Source organism: Micromonospora sp. CA-269861 (assembly GCF_050948505.1).
Classification (GTDB): Bacteria; Actinomycetota; Actinomycetes; order Mycobacteriales; family Micromonosporaceae; genus Micromonospora.
The window spans coordinates 1,783,537-1,804,349 of record NZ_CP192014.1; the positions used below are offsets into that span (position 1 = coordinate 1,783,537).

Here is a 20,813-nt window from a genome sequence, read left to right on the forward strand (position 1 = left end):
GACGCCGGTGTCACAATGCTCCCGGCGGCCTCGTCTGCAACCGTGGCGGCGCCGTCCGGAGCCACCACGGGGGAGGGGACACCATGCGGTTCGAGGCCGATACCGAGATCGCCGCGGATGCCGAACGGGTGTGGGCGGTGCTGGTCGACGTGCCGCGCTGGCCGGAGTGGACGGACTCGGTCACCCGGGCCGAGCGGGGAGAGCCGGGGCCGCTTGCCGTCGGCGCGACCGCACGCCTGACCCAGCCGAAGCTGCGGCCGGCGGTCTGGCGGGTCACCGAGCTGACCGAACGGCGCGAGTTCACCTGGGTCTCCGACGCGCCGGGGGTGCGGACCACGGGAGAGCACCGGCTGCTGCCGCAGCCCGACGGGCGTACCCGCGTCGAGCTCGTCATCAACCAGTCCGGTCCGCTGGCCGGCCTGATCGGCTGGCTGTACGGGGAGCTGTTCCGCCGCTACGTGCGGATGGAGGCCGACGGCCTCAGGCGTCGCTGCGAGCGGGGCTGACGGCAGGCTTCTCCAGCACGGCCAACGAGATGCCGTTCGGGTCGGGGCGGTGCGCCACGATCCGGTAGCCGTGCCGCTGGTACAGCCGCAGGTTGCGCGCGCTGTCCGCGCCGGTGAACAGGGTGAACCGGGCCGCCCGGCCGGCGCAGGCCCGCTCGACGGCGGTGAGCAACTGCGCTCCGAGGCCCCGCCCCTGCTGGTCCGGGGCGACCGACAGCCGGCCGACGTGCGCGGTGTCCCCGACCAGGTGGGCCCGCACCGAGCCGACCAGCCGGGCCCCCAACCGGGCGGCGAGCACGATGCTCGGTCCGGCCAGCACCGCCGTGACCTCGTCCAGCGTCTCGGTCAGCGGAGGCAGGAACGGGTCGGCGTAGTGCTGCGCCTCGCTCAGGTACGCGGCGCGCTGCACGGTGAGGATCTCGCCGGCGTCCACGACACCGGCCGGGACGATGCTCGCCTCGGCGTTCATCCGGGCAGCACACCACAGCCGCCGCCGCCATCGACGGGCGACCCGACCGCACCGGCCGTACCCTGGCCGGTGTCCGGTCGAGGTCGAGGGGGAACGGTGCCCGAGCTGACGTACCCGGAGGTGGGGTCGACCCGGCACGGGCCGTTGCCCGGCGGGTACCACCACCTGCGCCACCGGTATCCGTTGCCCGGGGGCTGCTTCGAGACCGCCGCCGACGCGGTGCTGAGTTGGCGGCTGCACCGCGCCGCCGGCGTCCGGATGCGCACCGATGCCGCGCGGGCCGCCGACGGCGTGCTGGTGACCGCCGGCCTCGGTGTCGGTCCGGCCCGCGTCTGGGGGCCGTGCCAGGTGGTTTGGAGTGCTGACTCGCCCACGCTCGCCGGTTTCGGCTACGGCACCCTGCCGGGCCACCCGGAGCGCGGCGAGGAGGCGTTCGAGGTCGGCCGCGACGACGCCGGCGCGGTCTGGTTCGAGGTCCGCGCGTTCAGCCTGCCGGACCGCTGGTTCACCCGAGCGGGAGGCCCGGCGGTTCGGGCCGTGCAGCACACGTACGCCTGGTGGCTCGGCCACACCCTGCGTCGGCTCTGCGCGGCTCGCTGACGGCCGTCCGGCGGAGAGTTCTCAGAACCGGGCGAACGAGCGGATCGGGGCGCGCGGGCCGTACTTCGGTGCCCGGATGCCGGCCGCCTCCAGCAGCAGACACACCCGGCCCCGGTGACCCCGGAACGGCTCCAGCAGGGCCACCATCCGGGCGTCGTCGCCTCGCGGTTCGCCGGCGAGCGCCCAGGCCACCGTGTTCGGGATGTGGTAGTCGCCGACGCTCACCGCGTCCGGGTCCCCGTACGCGATCCGGACCACCTCGGCGGCCGTCCACGGCCCGATGCCGGGGATCGCGGTCAACCGGCGGGTGGCGTCGGTGGCGTCGGTGCTGCGCTCCAGGCGGTCGGCGAGCGCCGCGGCGCGACGGAGCGTGTCGGCCCGACGCTGCTCCACCCCGAACCTGTGGAACACCCAGTACGGGGTGGCGGCCACCGCGGCGGCCTCGGGCGGCAGGAGCAGCGGCTGTAGCGGGCCCGGAGCCGGGTCCCGGAAGTGCCGCACCGTCGCCGAATACGCCCGGTAGGCCTCCTTGCCGGTGACCTTCTGCTCGAAGACCGCGCGCAGCAGCCGGGGGAAGATCTGCCCGGTGGCGGGCATCCGGAGCCCCCGGTGCTCCCGGGCCAGCTGGGCGACCAGCGGGTGCGTCGCGGCCAGCTCGGCGAAGCCGGTCAGGTCGTCGCGCAGCCCCGCGATCGCGTCGGCGCGGGCGAGGACGTGCTCGGCACCGGGCCCGTATCCCTCCGCGAGCAACTCGCCGGCGGCCGGTCGCAGCGCGAGCGTGGCCGGGCCGTCCGGGGTGCGGGTGGCCCACCAGAAGGTGCCGGCTGCCACCCGGGCGCACGGGTCGTACGGGCTGAAGGTGAGCGCGCGGACCGAGGCGGCCAGCCGGTAGCCGACAGGTGGGTGCAGCACCCTGGTCGCGGCGGGTCCGGTATCGGTCACCCCGCTACTCTGCCAGGTCACGGTACGGGCTGGCGACCGCTGTACCGGTCCCGCGCGGGATTGAGGAGCTTCGCGAGGGCACGTTCGGCCGACCGTCCCGGTGTCGTTGAACCACCCGAATGGCCAGGATTATTTCGGCGAATAGGCGCATAGCGCCCTTATGCCATTTTTGGTGGTGGGCCAGGTATCGATCATGTGGTTGTTTGATGGCCTGCAGGTAAACACACTGCCCCGGGCCACCTGCGGCGGCCAGTTCCCTTCCCGCGCACGGAAGAACGCGGTCCGGCCCGGAGATCGGTGTCCGTCGACAGCCGCCACCAGGCGGCGTGCGGCCGATGCCAGATCGTCACGCGGTGTCAACGGGGGATCTGTGGAAGGGCATGCAGTGATGGCTGCACGAGTGTTTGCCGAATCATCGCGAGTGGGACGCCAGCCCGCTACCCGTCCGCAGGGCTGACGGGTGCCCGCTGACGAGGCGGCCGTACCGAGCGGACGGCCGACCGCATGATCGCGCTGAAGATCTACCGACTCCTGCCGTCGTCGGCACGGCGGCGGCTGCTGGGTCTGCTGCCCGCGCACCGGCGGATCGGCCTGGTGCAGACGCTCTCCCGGCCGCGCGGCGGCGACACAGTGCATCCCCTCGGCGCCCGGGTGGCCCTGACCGACGGCGGCGTTCGAACCCGGGCCGAGGTCGTCGCCGCGGCGACGCCGTTGGGGCAGTGGCATCGCAACCTCACCGCCGTCACCACCGCGCTGCACGCCGCCGGCATCGAATACCACTGCATCCGTAACGACGACCACCTGCGCAGCACCGTCGCGGTCCTCGACGACCAACGGTCGGCGGTGCAACGCCTCATCCGCTCCGCGCCGGCACTGGCCGGCGCCGACGTCCGGGTGGTGCAGGTCCAGCCCCGTCGCGACCAACCGGACGTCGCCCCGACCGAGGTGATCCGGGTCTGCTTCCCGGTGACCGATACCCGCGCCGGCGTGGTCCTCGGTGCCCAGTTCGCGTGTGAGATCGAGTTCTGGAGCCGGCACGGCGACATGGTCCGCGCTCCTCGGCGCAACGGGGTCGTCGACGAGGCGCCCGCCCGGGCCCAGCCGGTCCGGGTGGCGGCGGCGCTGATGAGCCACTTCGTGCCCGAGGCCGACGACCACACCTACGGCACCCGCCGAGACCTGGCCGTCCGAGCGCCGGACCGGGTCGGCTTCCCGATCGACGCCGTCTACACCTGGGTCGACGGCTCCGACCCGCAGTGGCTGAAGCGGAAGTCACTGGCGCTCGGCGCCCCCGACGGCCCGTTGCACGCGGTAGCCGCGAACTCCTCGCGCTACCACAACCGCGACGAGCTGCGGTATTCGTTGCGGTCGCTGCACGGCTTCGCGCCCTGGCTGCGGCGGATCTTCCTGATCACCGACAGTCAACTGCCGAGCTGGCTCGACCCGAGCCACCCGATGATCACGGTCATCTCGCACGCCGAACTCTTCGCCGACCTCGGCGGCCGGTCGTCGTACAACTCGCACGCCATCGAGTCCCGGCTGCACCGCATCGACGGCTTGGCCGAGCACTTCCTCTACCTCAACGACGACGTGTTCCTCGGTCGTCCGCTGTTGCCCAACCACTTCTTCCACGCCAACGGGATCGCGAAGTTCTTCCCGTCGCCGGCCCAGTTCGGCCTGGGGGAGGCGAAGCCGGAGGACCCGCCGGTGAAGGCCGCCGGGAAGAACAACCGTCGGCACATCCAGCGGCAGTTCGGCGTGACCATCACGCAGAAGATGAAGCACACCCCGTTCGCGCTGCGCCGCAGCATCATGCAGCAGATCGAGGGCATGCTGCCGGACGAGGTGATGGCCACCGCGCGGCACCGGTTCCGGCACCACGGCGACCTGTCCATCCCGTCGTCGCTGCACCAGTACTGGGCGTTCCTGACCGCGCAGGCCGTCCCCGGCGACATCGAGTACGAGTACGCCGACCTGGGTCACCCCTCGACCCCCGCCCGGCTGGCCGAGCTGCTGGCCCGCCGGCACCGCGACGTCTTCTGCCTCAACGACACCGACTCCGACCCTCGGTCGTTCGCCGAGCAGGAGAGGATGCTGGCCGACTTCCTGCCGCGCTACCTGCCCTTCCCCGCCCCGTTCGAGCTACCTGACGACGTGGTGGCGGAGCGGCGGAGCGTGGGAGCCGGTGAGCTGTGGCGGCGCTCGTACCGCCCGGTGCTGGATGCCCGTCGCGGCGCCCCGATCGACGCGCCCACCATGCCGAACAACATGCTCAACACGGTCACCGACTTCAAGGCCGTCCTGCTCGGGCGCGACGAGTGAGCCCGTTCCCGCCCGGCGTGCCGATGTTCCGCCCGCGTTTTCCGCACCCTCTCCAGTGGAGTCCAGAGTGGTAGACCCCGCCCCGCAGGTCACGATCATCGTTCCGGTCTACAACGTCGCGGACTACCTGCCCGAGACACTCGAGTCGATCGAGGCGCAGACCGTCTTCAGCACCTGCCACGTCATCCTCGTCGACGACGGCAGCACCGACGGCTCCGACCTGCTGGCCAAGCAGTTCGCCGCGGAGCACCCGAACGTGACAGCCCTGCAGCAGCGCAACAGCGGGCCGGGGGCGGCCCGTAACCTGGCGCTCGACCTGGCCGACACCCCGTACGTGGCGTTCGTCGACTCCGACGACCTGTTGCCGCCGCGCGCCATCGAGGTGCTGCTCAAGGCGATCGTGACCCACAAGGCGAGCATCGCCATCGGCGACATGGACACCTTCCCGAAGCCGACGGCGTTCCTCTGGAAGAAGCCGTTCGGCAAGGGCGACCGGCTGCTGGAGACGGTCGTCGACGCGCCGGATCTGATCTTCGACGCCGGCCCGTGCCACAAGCTGTACGACCTTGCCCAACTGCGCCAGCACGGTCTGCGGTTCCGCGAGGGCGTCCACTTCGAGGACGCCTTCCTGGCCATCCCGATGCTGCTCAAGGCCGAGCGCATCGCCCTCGTCGACACTGTCGTCTACCAGTACCGCAAGCGCGCGGTCAGCAGCTCCATCATGGACAACCTCTTCGTCCGGGAGCAGAACTTCTGGGATCACCTGGAGCTGTGCGAAACCCTGGCCGACCTGCGACCCGACCTGGACGTGTTCCGCCGCGAGGTGCTCGAACGGTGGCTCGTCCGCAGCTACCAGGGCTTCGCCATGCGGGCGCACACCCTCTTCGAGGACGCGGACCTGTGGAAGATCTTCGAGAAGTGCACCCGGATCTACCAGGACATCGATCCCGCCTTCATCGCCCACTGGACGATCGACACCCGGCACCGCGTCCCGTACCTGGCGTTCAAGTTGTACGACTTCGAGTTGTTCGCACGCCCCTGGCAGCGGCTGCGGGGGGTCGTCGCCTGCGGCGGTGACCTGCACCTCGACTACCCGGTGACGCCGGCGCTGCTCCCGCTGACCAAGGTGACATCGGTCGGGGTGCGGTTGGAGCAGACACGACTCACGTCGTCGGGGGAGACGCTCAAGGTCTCCGGACACCTGGTGGTCAACGGTCTGCCGATGCGTGCTCCGCTGAGCACGGCCATGGGTCTGCGGGTGCGGGGCAGCAGCCTCACCGTGCCGGTCACCGCCGACCGGCGGGCGGACCTCAAGGCCGGGGACGACGACCGGGAGTGGTCGGGCTTCTCGGCCGAACTCCCGATCGGCAAGCTCCGCGGTGGCCAGCACTCGCTGCGGCTGGTGTTCATGACCGCGACCGGGCAGGCCTCCCGGCAGTGCCTGATCTCGGCGGCCTACCTGCGCGACGCCACCATGAAGCTGGCCGGCAACATTCGGGTCCTGCCCACCTTCACCGGACGGGAGAACGCGGAGCTGCTGGTCCAGCGGAAGGCCGGAGTGGCCGGGCAGCGCCGGTGGCGACGTCTGATGCTCCGTAAGGACCTGCGGCACGCGGCCTCCCGGGGCCCGTTCTGGAAACAGCGACTCCTGCGTACGCTCACCGCTCCGCTGATGAGCCGGCGCGACGTGTGGCTGGTCGGCGAGCGCACCGACACCGCGCAGGACAACTCCTCGCACCTGTTCCGGCACCTGCGGCAGGTGGAGCGTCGGCGCAACGTGTACTACCTGCTGGCGAAGGAGAGCCCGGACCGGCACCGGTTGCAGGGGTTGGGCAACGTCGTCACCCACGGGTCGTTCCGGCACAAGTTCCTGATGTTGCACGCCACCAAGCTGATCAACTCGTACGACATCGACTCCTACATGCTGCCGGCGAGTTGGGAGCGGTCGCCCTTCCTCAAGCACCTGAACTGGCGGATCGCCCCCACCCGGGTGTTCCTCGACCACGGGGTCATCGAGAAGGACGTCAGCGCCGGCGTACACCGTGGGCGGGCCTCCTTCGACCTCTTCGTGACCTCGGCCGACCGAGAGGCCGAGTACGTGGCGAAGGATCTCGACTACGGCGACATGGTGGCGAACACGGGCCTGCCCCGTTTCGACGCGTTGACTCCGGACCGGGGCCGACGTCGCATCCTGTTCATGCCGACCTGGCGTACCTACCTCGTCACCCCGTCCTACAACAAGGCGGCCCGGCCTCGTGTCGCCTTCGAGGGCTCCGCCTACCAGGTGTTCCTCGCCGAGTTGTTCGGCGACGAGCGGTTGCGGCAGGCGCTGCGACAGCACGGGTACACCCTCGAACTCCTGCCGCACTACGAGATGCGCTCGCTGCTGGCCGGGCTCGTGCCGACCGACGACTGCTTCGCGATGGCTGACCAGACCAACCGGACCGTGCAGGACGCGCTGCGCCAGTGCGACCTGTTCATCACCGACTACTCCTCCACGGCCTGCGACGTCGCCTACCTCGGCACCCCGCTGATCTACGCGCAGTTCGACGCGGAGGAGTTCTGGACGATCGGCGGCTACAAGAAGGGGTACTTCGAGCACCGGGAGGACGGTTTCGGCCCGGTCTGCGAGAACGCGTCGGAGACGGTGGACGCGATCATCAGGTACCTGGAGAACGGGTGCGTCCGTGAGGAGGAGTACACCCGTCGGGCGACGGACTTCTTCGTCACGCAGGACCGCGACAACTCCAAGCGGGTGGCCGCCGCCATCGCGGCGCTGCCGGGCCCGCAGCGGTGACCGGCCTGACGCCCCCGCCGGGGGAGCCACCCCGCGCGCTGGCCGAACCCACCGGGTTCGTGGAGGTGTACCGCCGGGTGCTGAGCCCGCAGACCCGCCGTGCCATCGCGACGAAGGTGAGCCCCCGGGCCCGGCACCAGCTGAAGCAGTGGGTCGCCCGGGCCGCGCGGGACGGTCACCTCTCCGAGCGCCGGGGCGAACGGTTGGCCCGCCGCCAGCCGGAGTTGCTGGCCGGCGCGGACCGCGTGGTCGTCACCGCCGACCGGGGACCAAGGGTGGCCCGGATCGGGGCGACTGTCACACCCCTGCTGGCGCGGCTGGACAATCTCACAGCGGTGACGGCGGCGCTCGACGAGGCCGGCGTACCCCACTTCCGGGTACGCGGCGAAACCCACCGCTCGTCGGTGGTCGCCGTCGACGCCGCGCACCGCGCCCGGGCGTACGGCGCACTGGCCGCCGCCTGTGGTCGGGTCCCCGGCTACGTCTGCCTGCCGGACGGCACCGGGCAGCCGGCCGCCGGGTTCGAACCGAAGACCTGGGACCGCCTGGCGGACGCCCCGGTGTTGCGGCTGACCTGGTACTGGACGGACCCCCAGCGGCGGCTGGTGCTGGGGCAGGCGTACGGATGCGATGTCGAGTTCTGGACCCGGGAGGGTGACACGCTCGTCGCGCCGCGACCCAACGCCGTCGCCGAACAGGTGACGGTGACGACGCCGCTGGTCCTCGTACCGGAGTCGCGGTTCACCGGCCTGGCGCCCGCCGCCGCGCCCGCGACCGCCTGGACCCGTCCGGAGTTCGCCGCGCCGCGCCCCGACGACGTGCCGTTCCCGGTCGACGTGGTCTACACCTGGGTAGACGGCACCGACCCGGCCTGGCTACGCCGACGGGCCGAGGTGGCCGGGGTGCCGTACCACGCGGAGGCGGCGAACGCGGCCCGCTTCCTCAGCCGCGACGAACTGCGCTACTCACTCCGGTCGCTGCACCTGTTCGCGCCCTGGGTACGCAATGTCTACGTGGTGACCGACGACCAGGTGCCGGCCTGGCTGGACCCGTCCGCCGCCGGGCTGCGGGTGGTCAGCCATCGGGAGATCTTCGCCGACCCGTCGGTGCTGCCGACGTACAACTCGCACGCCATCGAGAGTCAACTGCACCACATCGACGGGCTCTCCGAGCACTTCCTGTACTTCAACGACGACGTCTTCCTCGGCACCGAGGTGCTGCCCCAGGACTTCTTCCTGGCCAACGGCATCTCCCGGTTCTTCCCCTCGCCGGCGCTGGTGCCGCCGGGCCCACCCACCGCCGGGGACATCCCGTCGTCGGCGGCCGGGAAGAACAACCGGGCGTTGATCGCGGAGCGGTTCGGCACCGTGCTGACCCAGAAGATGAAGCACATGCCGCACGCGCTGCGGCGGAGCGTGCTCCAGGAGATCGAGCAGGCGTTCCCGCAGCAGTACCAGCGGACCGCGGCGAGTCAGTTCCGCAGCATGGACGACATCTCGGTCGCCTCGTCGCTGCACCACTACTACGCGTTCCACACCTGTCGCGCGGCGCCGGGGAACCTGCGGTACACCATCGCCGAGCTGTCCCACCCGGACACACCCGCCCGGCTGGCGCACCTGCTCGCCCGTCGGGATCGGCAGGTGTTCTGCCTGAACGACGCGTTCTCCGTCGAGGAGGACCTCGACGGGCAGTTGGCGCTGCTCATCCCGTTCCTGGAGACGTACTTCCCGGTGCCGAGCCCGTGGGAACGAGCCTGACCCACCCCCCGGACACGACGGTGGCCGGTCGCGCCCTCCCCGGCGACGACCGACCACCGTGCCCCTGTGGGCGATCGGGCTCAGTACGAGTAGCCCGAGCCGCCGGCGTCGCTCGTGCCGCTGTCCGCCGGCGGTGCGACCGCCTTCGGCGTGCCCTTGGGCAGGCAGCTCAGGTTCTTCTTGCCGTCCGGCTGGACCACGAACCAGGTGCCACCGACAGCCTGGCCCTTCCACTGGCCGGGCTTCTTGTCGCCGATGTAGCGGTAGACCGGCCAGCCGCCGACGGTGAGCTGACGGGTGCCGTCCTGCCGGGTCACGCTGCCGACCTTGTCGTCGGAGACGCCGGTGAGCTCCGGGTTGCCATCGGTCAGGGCCGGGGGCCACACCTCGGCGCACTTGTCGACGCAGTTCGACGACGGCGGGTCGGCGGTGTCCTTGTCGAAGCGGTACAGGATCCAGCCGTCCTGGTCGGTGACCACCTTGCCCATCCGGGCGACGCTCTTGCCGACCAACTTCTCGGTCAGGTCGACGTCCGCGGGCGGGGCGTCGGCGGCGGGCGCCTCCGCGGATGCCGAGGCCTCAGGTTCAACCGTCGCGGTGGGCTCGGCCGCGGCGACGGCGACCGGCTCGGCCGCGCTCGAGTTCGCCCCGTCGTAACCCGCGGGAGCGCAGGCCGTTAGTGCGACCATCGCGCTCGCGACGATGACGGTCCGCTTCATCTGTGCCACGTGCCCTCCTCATTCTTGACAGTTCACCCATAGGTACGGCGGGCAGGCTGTCAAGGTTGAAGTAGTAACAGTGGTCAATTTCACGTAAACCGATTGAACCGTTTCTGGTCGCGATACGTACGCCCCCGCGAGGAGTGTTTCCCGCAACGACAGATCGGCGCCGGTCATTGTGACAATGACCGGCGCCGATACGGCGGGAACGCTTACATGGGTACGGTGACCAGCGGGCTCGCCACTCCGTTGGCATCCACCGACTGCACCTGCAACTGCTTGATGTCAGCGGCCAGAGCCGACGTCGAGGCGCTCAGTTCGAGACCCTGCGGTCGGGTGTTGGTGCCGTAGCCGCTCTCCGGCACCGACCAGGTCGAGATGACCTCGGTGCTGGCGTTCTTGCGCACCACCACCAGTCGGCAGGTCCGTGGGCCGGGCAGCTTCCGCAGGCTGAAATTGATCCGGGTGCCGTAGTCCTTGGTCACCAGGAACATGGTGGTCTGCACACCGGTGGTCGGGTCGGTCGCCTCGACCTGGTCGCCCTCCTCCTCGGTGCCGCCCACACCCGGGCCGCTCGGCGCGGCCGTCGGCCCGCTCGTCGGCGGATCGTTGGGCGCGCTCGGCGTCGACTCGGCGAGCACCCCGGGCGGCTGCTCGTTGCCGGCCACGCTGACGAAGCCGTAGCCGGTCAGGCCGCCGAAGACCACCACCGCGGCGGCCGTCGCGAGCATCTGACGAAACCGGGTACGCCGCCGGTCGGCCCGGACCGCGCCGAGCGTCCGATCCAGCAGGGCCGGGTCGGTCGCCGTCTGCTCCAGCGCCATCATCGTCTCGCCGTCGATGTCGGAGAGCAGCCCCACCACCGGCACCATCGTCTCCAGCTCGGCCGCGCAGGCCCAGCAGGTGGCGAGATGCTCCTCGAACCGCTCAGTGTCCTGCTCGTCGAGCACACCGAGCGCGTACGCCGCGACGTCCATGTGGTCCGGCCGGCTCATTCTGTCACCCCCCGCTCCTGCAGAGCCGTGCGCAGCGCGCGCAGCGCGTAGTAGACCCTCGACTTGGCAGTGCCGAGGGGCAGGCCCAACTCCTCGGCCGCCTCCGGCACCGTCCGCCCCCGGAAGTACGTCGAGATCAGGATCTCCCGGTGCGACTGACTGAGCGTACGCAGCGCGTCCGCCACCGTCATCGTGCGCAGCACCCGGTCGGTGCTGTCCGCCTCGGCGAACGCGGTGAGGTCCCGGTCGTACGTCTCCGGCGGCCGGGCCTCCTGGCTGCGGTGCTCGTCGATGGCGATGCGACGGGCCACCGTGACCAACCACGGCCGCAGCGAACCCTGCCCCTGCGTGCCCAGGCGGTGCGCGTTGCGCCAGGCCCGCAGCAGCGTCTCCTGGACGATGTCCTCCGCGCGCTGCCGGTCCCCCCCGGTGAGGCGCATGACGAACATCAGCAACGGGCCGGCGTGCTCGGCATAGAGCTGACGGATCAACTGGTCGGAGTGGCTGGCCTCGGTTGTCGTCGCCTGATGGCGTCCGGGCGCCGGTCGCGGCGTCACCGGACCATTCTGGCGAGTCGACGCCCGTGCGTCGACCCCCCGGGGAGACGAGGTCGACCGTGACGAGGGTCGCGTCGACAACCAGTCAGCGCGTACCGCGTCGCCATGCCAACCGGCCGCCACCGCGTGCATGCAGACCTCCGGGATGTCCGTGACCAACGCCAGCCCACGAGGTGGGCCGCCCGGTGGTACGCAGCACCCGTCCCAGCGGATCAACAAACGGGGAAAAAGTTTCTCCGCCGCCGTTGATTGGCCGGTCAGCGGCGCACCGAGAACAGCCCCGGTGGTGGCGGATCGGAGCCTGTCGCGTCGGCATCCCGCACGACAGGCGCGCTACCGGCGAAGCGGTCCAGCTCGTCGCCGGCCACCACCCGGCCGGGGAACCAGTCGCCGGCAGCGCGCCGGGTCAGCTCCGGCACCGGCGGTGTGGACCGCCCGGCGACCAGCACCAGATTGCCGTACCGGCGCCCGCGCAGCACCGCCGCGTCCCCGACCAGGCAGGCCTGCGGCAGCACCGAACGGACCGTGGCGACCTGCCCACGAGCGTGCCGCAACGGCGGGCCGTCGGCCAGGTTCGCCAGGTACCAGCCGGCGGGACGGAGCACCCGGGCCACCTCGGCCGCGTACTCCACAGACGTGAGATGAGCCGGAGTACGCGCACCGGCGAACACGTCGGCGACCACCACGTCGTAGCTGGCCTCCCGGGTGGACGCCAGCACCGCCCGGGCGTCCTCCACCCGGACCCGCAGCCGGGCGTCGGACGGCCACGGCAACGCCCGACGGACCAACTCCACCAGCGCGCCGTCCACCTCGGACACCCGCTGGGTCGATCCGGGACGGGTGGCGGAGACGTACCGGGGCAGGGTCAGGGCCCCGCCACCGAGATGCAGCACCCGCAGCGGCGCACCGGCCGGTGCGATCAGATCCACGGCGGCGGCCAGCCGCCGCACGTACTCGAACTCCAGGTGGGTGGGGTCGGTCAGGTCGACGTGCGACTGCGGCGCGCCGTCCAGCAGCAGCGTCCACGAGCCGGCCCGGTCCGGATCCGGCACCAGCTCCGCCAGCCCGGTGTCCACCTGCTCGACCACCCGGTCCGCCGCCCGTTTACGCCCCACCGGAACCAGTATCCGCGCTCAACGGGCCGCGCGGGCCGCAGCGGTCAACGCGCGGTGCAGCAGCCGGGAATCACCGAGCAGGGCACGCAGTCGACGCTCCAGCCCGGCGATCGGGATCAGGTTCTGCGGAGCCCGCGGATCCTTGTACGGGGTGGACGCGAAGCGCGGCAGGGTCACCAGCGACAGGTCGGCCAGCTCGATCGCCGCCTCGACGGGCAGGTCGGCCGAGCACTCCACCCGGACGACGCCCGCCCACGGCGCACCGATCGCCACCGGCAGCCGCAAATACCACGACCAACCACCCCAGGCGGTGCCGAGCCGGAACACCGGAGACCGCTCACCCGACGCCATACCGGTCACCACTGCGGTCAGCCGGGCATCCAGGTACTGACTGTGCTGCGTCTTGATGTAGCCCAGAGTGCGCGGCAACTGCCGGCGACTACGCAACGGGCCGTCCACCACCAACAGGTCACCGTCGACCCGGGCGGCGTCGGACACCGCCACCTCCAACGCGGTCAGCGGACCCTGCACGGCGGCCGGCAGCTTCGCCAGCTCACCGGTGCCACCCACTCGGTGCACCGGATAACGGATCGCGCCCGCCACCACATCCTGCGCCGACGGGCTCGCGGTGAACAGACCCCGACCAACCCGGGTGCCCGCCAACTGCGCCGCACCACGGCCCAGGTCACACCGGACCACCCCGGCCGCGTACGAGGCGGCCAACCCGGGGAACGACCCACCGTCGGTCTCTGCCGTCCAGATGCTCGCGTCGATACGGCGAACCCCGTCGACGAGCAACACCACGTCCGGTGCCCGCACCCCGGGGCGTACCCCGATCGCCCGCCAGTCCACGGCGGGCAACTCCACGTCCGCGTCGACCTGGGCACTGCTCGGCGCGGCCGGCCCGGCGGCGGACGCCTCGAACGACGCCCCGTACGCCGGATCCCACGAATCCACGAAGAACGCGGCGTCGCTCACCGGCCCGTCCGCTCCACGCGCGCCGACCGGGCGTCCTTGCGCACCTCGAAGCGGACCGGGATCCGCTCGGCCAACGCGGACACGTGGGTGACCACGCCGACCATCCGATCGCCCCGGGCCGCCAGGTTCTCCAGAGTCGCCGCCACAGTGTCCAGGGTGGCGGCGTCGAGCGTGCCGAAACCCTCGTCCAGGACGATCGACTCCAGGCTCGCCGCCGTGGTGGACATCCCGGCCAACTGCTCCGAGAGCGCCAACGCCAACGCCAGCGACGCCTGGAACGTCTCACCGCCGGAGAGGGTGCGCACGCCTCGACGCAGCCCCGCGTCGTGGTGGTCGACCACCACGAACTCGCCCTTGTCGTGCACCAGCTCGTACTGCCCTGAGGACAGCTCCCGCAGGATCCCCGACGCGCCGTCGACAAGCAGGTCCAACGCCTCGGCCAGCAACCACCGCTCGAAGTTGTTGGCCCGCAGGTGCCCGGCGAGCGCGCGCGCCACCTGCGCCTCCCGCTCGTGCCCCGCCCGCTGCTCGCGCAACGTCCCGGCCTGCTCGCGACGCTCGTGCAGCCGCCGCCGGTCGGCGTCGGCCCGCTCCACCGCCACTGTCGCCGCGTGCACCGGGTCGTCTCCGACCGGCACGTCGGCGGCGGCGAAGATGGCCGCGATGGCCTGCTGCACCCCGTCGGCCACCGACTCGGCCTCCGCCACCGCGGCCGCCCGACCGGCCCGGTCGGCACGGCGACGGTCCGCCTCGGTGGTCGCCCAGCCGGTCAGCGCCGCCCACGCGGCGGCCACGTCGTCCCGGTCGGTCGCTGGCGGGCCGAACCTGGCCAACCCGTCCCGGGCGGTGTCGAACGCCCGCCACGCCGCCCGCAGCCGCTCCTCGGCGGCGTCCACCCCGGCCCGCGCCTGCCGGGCGGTCTCGCGGCCGGCCCGGACCGCCGTCGCCGCCTCCTCCAACGCGCGCCGTAACCGCGCGTGCTCGGCCAACTCCCGGCGCAGCACGGCCGGCTCGGCCGCCCCGGAGAGCTGCCCGTCCAGCTCGGCCAGCCGGGCCTCCACCTGCTCCTGCCGGGCCCGCGCCTGCACCAGCAGCCGCTCCAGCTCACGCGCCGCCGTGTCCCGCTCCTGCACCGTCGCCTGGGCGGCCTTGGTCGCGGCCCGCGCGGCCTTGCCGGCCGCCGTCGCGGCCGCCACCGCCGAATCGGCGGGCACCGTCGGCACCTCGGTCACCTGCTGTTCGCACACCGGGCACGCCGCGCCGGCGTGCAGGTGCACCCGCAGGCTCACCGCCAGGTCGGTGGCCTTCGCCTCCTCGTGCGCCCGGAAGGCCGCCTCCAACTCGGCGTCGGCCCGCTCGGCAACCACCCGGGCGGCGGCCAGGGCCGCCACCGCCGCGGCATGCTCGTCGTTCGCCGCGCGCACCGTCGAGCGGACCGTGTCGGCCTCGCCGGACAGCCGGTCCCGATCGTCGTACGCCCGCAGCAGCAGTCGCAGCGCGCTCTCGTCACCGGCGCCGGCCAGCTCGCCGCGCAGCTTCTCCTCGCGCTCCTCGGCCAGCGACACCCCGGTCGTCGCCGCCTCGGCCTCGGCCCGCGCCGCGGTGACCGCACGGGCGACCTCGGTCACCCCACCCGGCGCGCGCACAGCGGTCAGCACTGTCAACTCGGCGTCCAGGGCGGTCAGCGCCCCCGCGGCCTCCCGTGCCGCGACCCGGGCCGTCGCCAGCTCCGGCACCGCGTCGGCCACCGCCGCGGCCAGCTCGGCCATCCGGTCGACCCGGGCGTCGGCCTCGGCCAACGCCTCGTCGTCCACGCCGGTCAACCCGGCGAGCACCTGGTCGACCGCCTCCAGCCGGGCCTCCGCCTGCGCGGCCCGCGCCGTCGCCTTCTTCTGCACGTCCTCGTAGACGCCGAGGCCCAGCAGGTTGACCAGGATCTGTTGCCGCGTCGCCGGCTTGGCGTGCAGGAAGTCGGCGAACTGCCCCTGCGGCAGCACCACACAGCTGGTGAACTGCTCGTACGGCAGCCCCACCGCCTCCAGCACCGCCTGCTCCATCTCGGCGGGAGTGCCGGCCACCACCTCGCCGAGGTCGTCCGGGCTCAGACCGGTGTCCAGTTTGGTCACGTCGAAGCCGGCCGGCATCAGCTGCAACCCGGCGTTCGCGGTCTTCACATTGCCCCGGCCGTCCCGGCGGACCACCCGGGTCGCCACGTACCGGGCGCCGCCGGACTCGAAGACCAATCGCACCCGCGCCTCGGTCGCCGACGGCGCGAGCGCGTTCGCCAGCCCCCGGGCGCCACCCCAGCGGGGCACCATGCCGTAGAGGGCGAAGCAGATGGCGTCCAGCACCGTGGACTTGCCCGAACCGGTCGGGCCGATCAGCGCGAAGAAGTCGGCGTCGGTGAAGTCGACTGTGGTCTCGTCCCGGAAGACCGTGAACCCGGCCATGTCCAACCGCATCGGACGCATCAGTGCTCGACCTGCTTCCTACTGTTGCTCGTTGCCGAGCAGTTCGGATGTTTCGCTCTCCGCTCGGTGGTAACCGGGCTGGAGTCCTGGACCGGCAGTCTGGTCCGGTGGCGATCAGTCCGGTCCTGCAAGATCTGCTTCACCCGGAGGTGCGGGGTGTGCAGGGCGATGTCGGGGTCGACTGCTCGTTGCAGGATGTTGATCGCGGCGTTCACGTCGGCCTGCCACACCACCCCGCACGGCTTGCAGTGAAGCCGGTCCCCGCTACGTCGTTGCAGGCTGCCGCAGCGGTGACAGGCTTGTGAGGTGTAGGCGGCGTTGACGTGTACGAGCACAGAACCTCTGCGCTCCGACACGTTCGTCAGCGCCTCGGCGGTGACTCCTTTGGTCCACGCGGCGAGGCGCCGGTTGACATTCTTGCCAAACGTCTTGCGTCCAACGAAGCGCTTGGTGAGGTCTTCGGCGATGACGGTGGCGGCCTTGTCGACGACTCGGTGCACAGCAGTGAAGATTTCTGTGCGGACCCGCGCGCGATGGCGGGCAGCCTGCTGGCTCCGCTTGACGGTGCCGAGGTTGTTGCAGCGGATCCGGTGTGCTTTCGTATGGTCACCACGCGAGGCGGCGTTGTTTGCGATCGAGCGTATTCTCGCCCGACGCCGATTGCGTTCCCTCAACCGATCCGACTCGCTGGAAAGAATCTCACCGAGAAGCCGTCCGTGCTGATCCCCGTCGGAATCAGTTAACGCTTCGGTGTAGCCCTTGTCGACGCCGATCGTACGCTTGCCGCACGGCCGCTGTGACGACCGCAGTTGCGATGCGTCGGTCTGGTAGTGCACCTCCACCCGGCCGCCCCGCAGCATCAACCGCAGCGTGCCGGTCGGAGCGACGATCGTAGACAACGGAATCCTGACCAATCTGCGACGTTGCAGGCCAGGAATTGCGAGCCAGAGGTTTCCATGTGCGTCAACAGCGACGTTGTACTGGTCAGCGCGCACCACAATTTGGTTGTACGTGCGATTGCGGCCACGTTTCCAACGCTTGCGCATCTGCCGAGCCAGGAACGGATCAGTCGCCCAGCAGCCAGACCTCAGCGCCGTCAGCAGTCGCTTCCGCTCGGTCGTATCGCTCGTTCGTCGGTTGATCGTCCGGCGAACCTGCGCCGTGGCCGCCGCCATGTTCGCCCTCATGTCCGCGATGGCGTCGCGGACGGTTTCCTTCCAGGCGTTCGCCAATAGACCGAACCGCTCGTGGGTACCGTCGGTCATCCACTGATCCCGTACCTGCCGGTCCGTCAATCCTGACCCGATACCGGCGACCGAACCATACCGCTGCCACACCTCGCTGCGTACCCGACCCAACCGACGAGCCTGCTCCACCAACTCCGCATATTTGCCGCGGTTGAGGGCAGTCGAGTACGCAACTCGGGTAACTTTCACCGTCGGCCCCTCGCGGCGATGAGAGTTTGCCTTTGAATGTTTCGGTGAGGCGGCGGAACACGCATGACCGTCGCTGAACGTACGTATGACCCCCAGCGGATGCGCAAGTCAGGGATAGTTGACAACTACTCGACCTCCTCGAAAAGCTCGTCGAAGAGCTCCCGGACACCCTCGTCGGAGTGGCCCCGGCTGTCCAGATAGTCGGCGAACAGCTCGCGGGGCGAACGCCCCGAACGCTGGGCGATGGCCGCGCCGCTGCCCGGCGCGGCCAACAGCTCCGGGTCGATCCGGATCTCCAGGGCCCGGGGGAGCAGCTCCTGGACCTCCTCGCGCAGGCCGGCGCGGGGTTGCTCCCGCACGAACACCCGCAACCACGCGTCCGGTGCCTCGATCTCGGCGAGCTGGGCCAGGGTGCCCCGCACCGTCCGCAGCGCGCTCGCCGCCGTCACCGGCACCTCCCGTACCCGGGCTGCGGTGCTGGCGGTCACCTCGACAATCGTCACCGAGGGGACGTTCTCCTGCTCACCGAAGTCGACAGCGAGCGGGCTGCCGCTGTACCGCACCGGGCAGGGGCCCGCGACCCGCTGTGCCCGGTGCAGGTGACCCAGCGCCACGTAGTGCGCGGTGGCCGGGAAGACGGTGGCCGGAACGGCGTACCCCAGCACGGTGTGCGCGTCGCGCTCGCCGCCACCGGTGGCCGCGCCGGTCACCGTCAGGTGCGCGGTGACCAGGTGCACCCGGTCCGGTTCGGTGAAGCCCTCGGTGAGTCGCCCCAGCACCCGGCCCAGATGGTCGGCGTACGTCTGGTTGGTCTCCGCGGCGGTCAGCTCGTACATCTCCAACGCGCGCACCGCGTACCGCTGGGACAGGAACGGCAACGCGGCCAGCCGCCACCGCTCGCCACCGGCGGTGGTGCCGTCGATGACGTGCTCGTCCGGGTTTTCCCGCACGCCGCCGCGCAGCGTGATGCCGGCGGCATCGGCCCACGGCCGCAGCGCGTCCAGCGCCGGGCCGTTGTCGTGGTTGCCGCCGATCGCCACCACGTCCGCGCCGGTACGCCGCAGCGCCGTCAACGCCCGGGTGACCAGGCGGGTCGCCTCCGAGCTGGGCGCGGCGGTGTCGTAGAGGTCACCGGCGACGATCACCAGATCCGGCTGTTCGGCACGGGCGATCTCGATCACCCCGGCGAGCACGGCCTTGTGCTCGTCGGCCCGGGACTGCCCCTTGAGCACCTTTCCCACGTGCCAGTCGGAGGTGTGCAGGATCTTCATGGGTGTGCCGGCCCCTAGCTAGAACGGGATGTCGTCGTCGGTGCCGCCGCCGGAGCCCACCACGGCGAACGGGTCGGCGGACTGGGTGATCGAGCGCAGCGTCTCCGATGGTGCCCGACCCGCCTCGGAGACCCGGGTGGCCCAGGCCGGGAACGGGAACTCCAGGCAGAGCGGCACCGGGATGTCCGGCTGGTTGACGAACATGGTGCCCGGCTTGGCCAGCAACGCGCGCTGGCGCTGCGCGGGCGGCAGGAAGCCGTACTCCGGGCGGGACGCCTCGGCCGGGTCGAGCCGGCCGACCACCCGGATCGCCGAGTTGGTGACGATCCGCCGCTCCACCTCGCTCGCCGTCTGCTGCGCGCCGATCAGGATCACCCCGAGCGAGCGGCCCCGCTCGGCGATGTCCAGCAGGACCTCCTTGATCGGCGAGGAGCCCTCCCGGGGGGCGTACTTGTTGAGCTCGTCGAGGACGACGAAGAGCAGCGGCTTGGCGGTGCCGGACTTCTCCTTGCGCTCGAACTCGCTCTTGAGCGTCACACCGACCACGAACCGCTGCGCGCGGTCGGGGAGGTTGTGCAGGTCGACCACCGTGACCTGCGCCGACTCGCTCGTGTTGATCGAGTGGGGGCGGCGGGCCGCGAGGTCACCACGGATCAGTCGGGCGAGGTCCTTCTTGCTGCCGATCAACCGCCGGGCGAACGCGTTGACGGTGCCCAGACCCACCGCGCTGCCCGCCCAGTCGGAGCGCGTCTCGTCGTCGTTGAGCTGGTCGACGATGTGGTCGACCAGGTCGCCGTAGGAGCCGAGCCGGACCCCGTCGATGCTCACCCCGCCGTCGGCGGGCTGGGCGTAGCGGGCCAGGTGCGCGGCCACCGAGTGGACCACCATCGTGTACTGCTGGCGCTCGTCGTCGGCGTCGGCGAAGACGTACGGCAGCAGGCGGTCGGCGCAGAACTCGCTGAGCGTCCAGTAGAACGAGTCGACCCCGGTGAGCCGACTGCTCACATCCGGCGTGCCGGCCGCGTCGCCGACCCGGGGTGGGGCGTACACCCGCACGTCGGGGAAGGCGCCGGCGCTCAACCCGAGCTTCGCGTACGCCGCGCGGGTCGGCTCGTCGAGGCGGGTGTTGGGGTGGTCCAGGAAGAGCAGATCCTCGCCCTTGACGTTGAAGATCAGTGCCTTGGCGTTGACCGCGTCGCCGCCCAGCACCCCGGAGCGGAACACCGAGTAGAGCAGGAAGGTGGCGAAGCTGGTCTTGGTGGCCACCCCGGAGATGCCGGAGATGGAGACGTGCGCGCCCCGGCTGCCGTCGAGGAAGTCGGCGTTGAGATAGACCGGGACCCCGTCTCGACCCATCCCCATCGGGATGCGCCGCTCCATCCGGTCGAAGTGCAGCGCGCGCGCCCGGGCGTCACCCTCGGCCCGGTGCACCACAGCGCCCGGGGTGGGCGGCACGTACAGCTCGGGATCGACCCGGGTGGTGGTGATTTCGGCCGCCTCCTGCACCTGGGCGGGCAGCGTGCCGTCGGCGATGGCGAACACGTCGGAATCGAACTGGGCGCCCTCGTGCCGAGCGCGGACCTGGGTGACCACCCCGGCGATCGTCACCGGCTCCCGGTTCGGCAGCTCGCGCCGGGTGACCACCACGTCGTCGAGCTGGAGGTAGCTGCCGGGGGCCACGGCCGTCCAGAACTGCAACGGGGTGGCGTCGGCGGTGCCCAGCACCCGCCCGACCGCCTCGCCCGGGCTGTCGAGGTCGGCGTCGGTCATCGGGCGACTCGGGTCGTTCGGGCATCACGGTCGGCGCGCATGCCCTGCATCCTGCCCGAGGAGTACGACAGGTCGCCACGCGACGCGGCGGACGACACCATGCGCCGT

Annotated in this window: 16 protein-coding genes; 5 read left to right on the forward strand and 11 right to left on the reverse strand. The window is 71.4% G+C overall.

From position 1 onward, the window contains the following. Window positions 1–83: 83 nt before the first annotated feature. Window positions 84–506: an SRPBCC family protein gene (locus ACQP0U_RS08210; protein WP_433317181.1), complete on the forward strand. Its 423-nt coding sequence runs from the start codon at window positions 84–86 to the stop codon at window positions 504–506. Here the strand turns inward: ACQP0U_RS08210 and ACQP0U_RS08215 are convergent. Then, complete coding sequence (locus ACQP0U_RS08215; RefSeq protein WP_433317182.1) at window positions 481–975, reverse strand: GNAT family N-acetyltransferase; 495 nt, start codon at window positions 973–975, stop codon at window positions 481–483. The two genes, ACQP0U_RS08210 and ACQP0U_RS08215, sit on opposite strands and share 26 nt — an antisense overlap. A 96-nt stretch (window positions 976–1,071) precedes the next feature. On the opposite strand from ACQP0U_RS08215, the gene ACQP0U_RS08220 reads away from it, so the two are divergent. After that, the gene (locus ACQP0U_RS08220) at window positions 1,072–1,575 is read left to right on the forward strand and encodes a DUF1990 family protein (RefSeq protein ID WP_433317184.1); all 504 of its coding nucleotides are present in this window, start codon (window positions 1,072–1,074) and stop codon (window positions 1,573–1,575) included. Window positions 1,576–1,596: 21 nt separating this feature from the next. Here the strand turns inward: ACQP0U_RS08220 and ACQP0U_RS08225 are convergent, their stop codons facing one another. Next, window positions 1,597–2,517 (reverse strand): DNA-3-methyladenine glycosylase family protein, encoded by a 921-nt coding sequence (locus tag ACQP0U_RS08225; protein ID WP_433317186.1) that lies wholly within the window; start codon window positions 2,515–2,517, stop codon window positions 1,597–1,599. Between the two features lie 504 nt (window positions 2,518–3,021). On the opposite strand from ACQP0U_RS08225, the gene ACQP0U_RS08230 reads away from it, so the two are divergent. From ACQP0U_RS08230 to ACQP0U_RS08240, 3 genes are all read left to right on the forward strand, one after another. After that, window positions 3,022–4,839, forward strand: a complete 1,818-nt coding sequence (locus ACQP0U_RS08230) for a stealth family protein (RefSeq protein ID WP_433317187.1) — start codon at window positions 3,022–3,024, stop codon at window positions 4,837–4,839. A gap of 67 nt (window positions 4,840–4,906) precedes the next feature. After that, a complete protein-coding gene (locus ACQP0U_RS08235) occupies window positions 4,907–7,636 on the forward strand; it encodes a bifunctional glycosyltransferase/CDP-glycerol:glycerophosphate glycerophosphotransferase (protein ID WP_433317188.1) in 2,730 nt (909 codons plus the stop codon). Continuing rightward, window positions 7,633–9,393, forward strand: coding sequence for a stealth family protein (locus ACQP0U_RS08240; RefSeq protein ID WP_433317190.1), 1,761 nt, complete (start codon window positions 7,633–7,635; stop codon window positions 9,391–9,393). The genes ACQP0U_RS08235 and ACQP0U_RS08240 overlap by 4 nt, the downstream gene beginning before the upstream one ends. Window positions 9,394–9,473: 80 nt before the next feature. On the opposite strand, the gene ACQP0U_RS08245 is transcribed toward ACQP0U_RS08240, so the two are convergent. From ACQP0U_RS08245 to ACQP0U_RS08285, 9 genes are all read right to left on the reverse strand, one after another. After that, window positions 9,474–10,121, reverse strand: coding sequence for a hypothetical protein (locus tag ACQP0U_RS08245; RefSeq protein ID WP_433317191.1), 648 nt, complete (start codon window positions 10,119–10,121; stop codon window positions 9,474–9,476). Between the two features lie 203 nt (window positions 10,122–10,324). Then, window positions 10,325–11,107: an anti-sigma factor family protein gene (locus ACQP0U_RS08250; protein WP_433317193.1), complete on the reverse strand. Its 783-nt coding sequence runs from the start codon at window positions 11,105–11,107 to the stop codon at window positions 10,325–10,327. Then, complete coding sequence (locus ACQP0U_RS08255; RefSeq protein ID WP_433317195.1) at window positions 11,104–11,796, reverse strand: sigma-70 family RNA polymerase sigma factor; 693 nt, start codon at window positions 11,794–11,796, stop codon at window positions 11,104–11,106. The genes ACQP0U_RS08250 and ACQP0U_RS08255 overlap by 4 nt, the downstream gene beginning before the upstream one ends. Before the next feature lie 125 nt (window positions 11,797–11,921). Beyond that, window positions 11,922–12,779, reverse strand: coding sequence for a spermidine synthase (locus ACQP0U_RS08260; protein WP_433317197.1), 858 nt, complete (start codon window positions 12,777–12,779; stop codon window positions 11,922–11,924). A gap of 18 nt (window positions 12,780–12,797) precedes the next feature. Further along, window positions 12,798–13,757, reverse strand: coding sequence for a hypothetical protein (locus tag ACQP0U_RS08265; protein ID WP_433317199.1), 960 nt, complete (start codon window positions 13,755–13,757; stop codon window positions 12,798–12,800). Continuing rightward, window positions 13,754–16,228, reverse strand: a complete 2,475-nt coding sequence (locus ACQP0U_RS08270) for an AAA family ATPase (protein ID WP_433317201.1) — start codon at window positions 16,226–16,228, stop codon at window positions 13,754–13,756. Before ACQP0U_RS08270 ends, ACQP0U_RS08265 begins: the two co-directional genes overlap by 4 nt. After that, entirely contained in the window at window positions 16,228–17,493 is a 1,266-nt protein-coding gene (locus ACQP0U_RS08275) for an RNA-guided endonuclease TnpB family protein (protein WP_433317203.1), read from the reverse strand. Before ACQP0U_RS08275 ends, ACQP0U_RS08270 begins: the two co-directional genes overlap by 1 nt. A 296-nt stretch (window positions 17,494–17,789) precedes the next feature. Then, the gene (locus ACQP0U_RS08280; RefSeq protein WP_433317205.1) at window positions 17,790–18,935 is read right to left on the reverse strand and encodes an exonuclease SbcCD subunit D; all 1,146 of its coding nucleotides are present in this window, start codon (window positions 18,933–18,935) and stop codon (window positions 17,790–17,792) included. A gap of 18 nt (window positions 18,936–18,953) precedes the next feature. Next, complete coding sequence (locus tag ACQP0U_RS08285) at window positions 18,954–20,705, reverse strand: ATP-binding protein (protein ID WP_433317206.1); 1,752 nt, start codon at window positions 20,703–20,705, stop codon at window positions 18,954–18,956. Window positions 20,706–20,813 lie beyond the last annotated feature (108 nt).

What these genes read in the sequence shown, in the direction of transcription:
- ACQP0U_RS08250 (WP_433317193.1), bottom strand. Translation starts at nt 11,107, where the DNA reads ATGAGCCGGCCGGACCACATGGACGTCGCGGCGTACGCGCTCGGTGTG.
- ACQP0U_RS08230 (WP_433317187.1), top strand. Translation starts at nt 3,022, where the DNA reads ATGATCGCGCTGAAGATCTACCGACTCCTGCCGTCGTCGGCACGGCGG.
- ACQP0U_RS08270 (WP_433317201.1), bottom strand. Translation starts at nt 16,228, where the DNA reads ATGCGTCCGATGCGGTTGGACATGGCCGGGTTCACGGTCTTCCGGGAC.
- ACQP0U_RS08275 (WP_433317203.1), bottom strand. Translation starts at nt 17,493, where the DNA reads ATGACCGACGGTACCCACGAGCGGTTCGGTCTATTGGCGAACGCCTGG.
- ACQP0U_RS08210 (WP_433317181.1), top strand. Translation starts at nt 84, where the DNA reads ATGCGGTTCGAGGCCGATACCGAGATCGCCGCGGATGCCGAACGGGTG.
- ACQP0U_RS08285 (WP_433317206.1), bottom strand. Translation starts at nt 20,705, where the DNA reads ATGACCGACGCCGACCTCGACAGCCCGGGCGAGGCGGTCGGGCGGGTG.
- ACQP0U_RS08215 (WP_433317182.1), bottom strand. Translation starts at nt 975, where the DNA reads ATGAACGCCGAGGCGAGCATCGTCCCGGCCGGTGTCGTGGACGCCGGC.
- ACQP0U_RS08255 (WP_433317195.1), bottom strand. Translation starts at nt 11,796, where the DNA reads ATGCACGCGGTGGCGGCCGGTTGGCATGGCGACGCGGTACGCGCTGAC.
- ACQP0U_RS08280 (WP_433317205.1), bottom strand. Translation starts at nt 18,935, where the DNA reads ATGAAGATCCTGCACACCTCCGACTGGCACGTGGGAAAGGTGCTCAAG.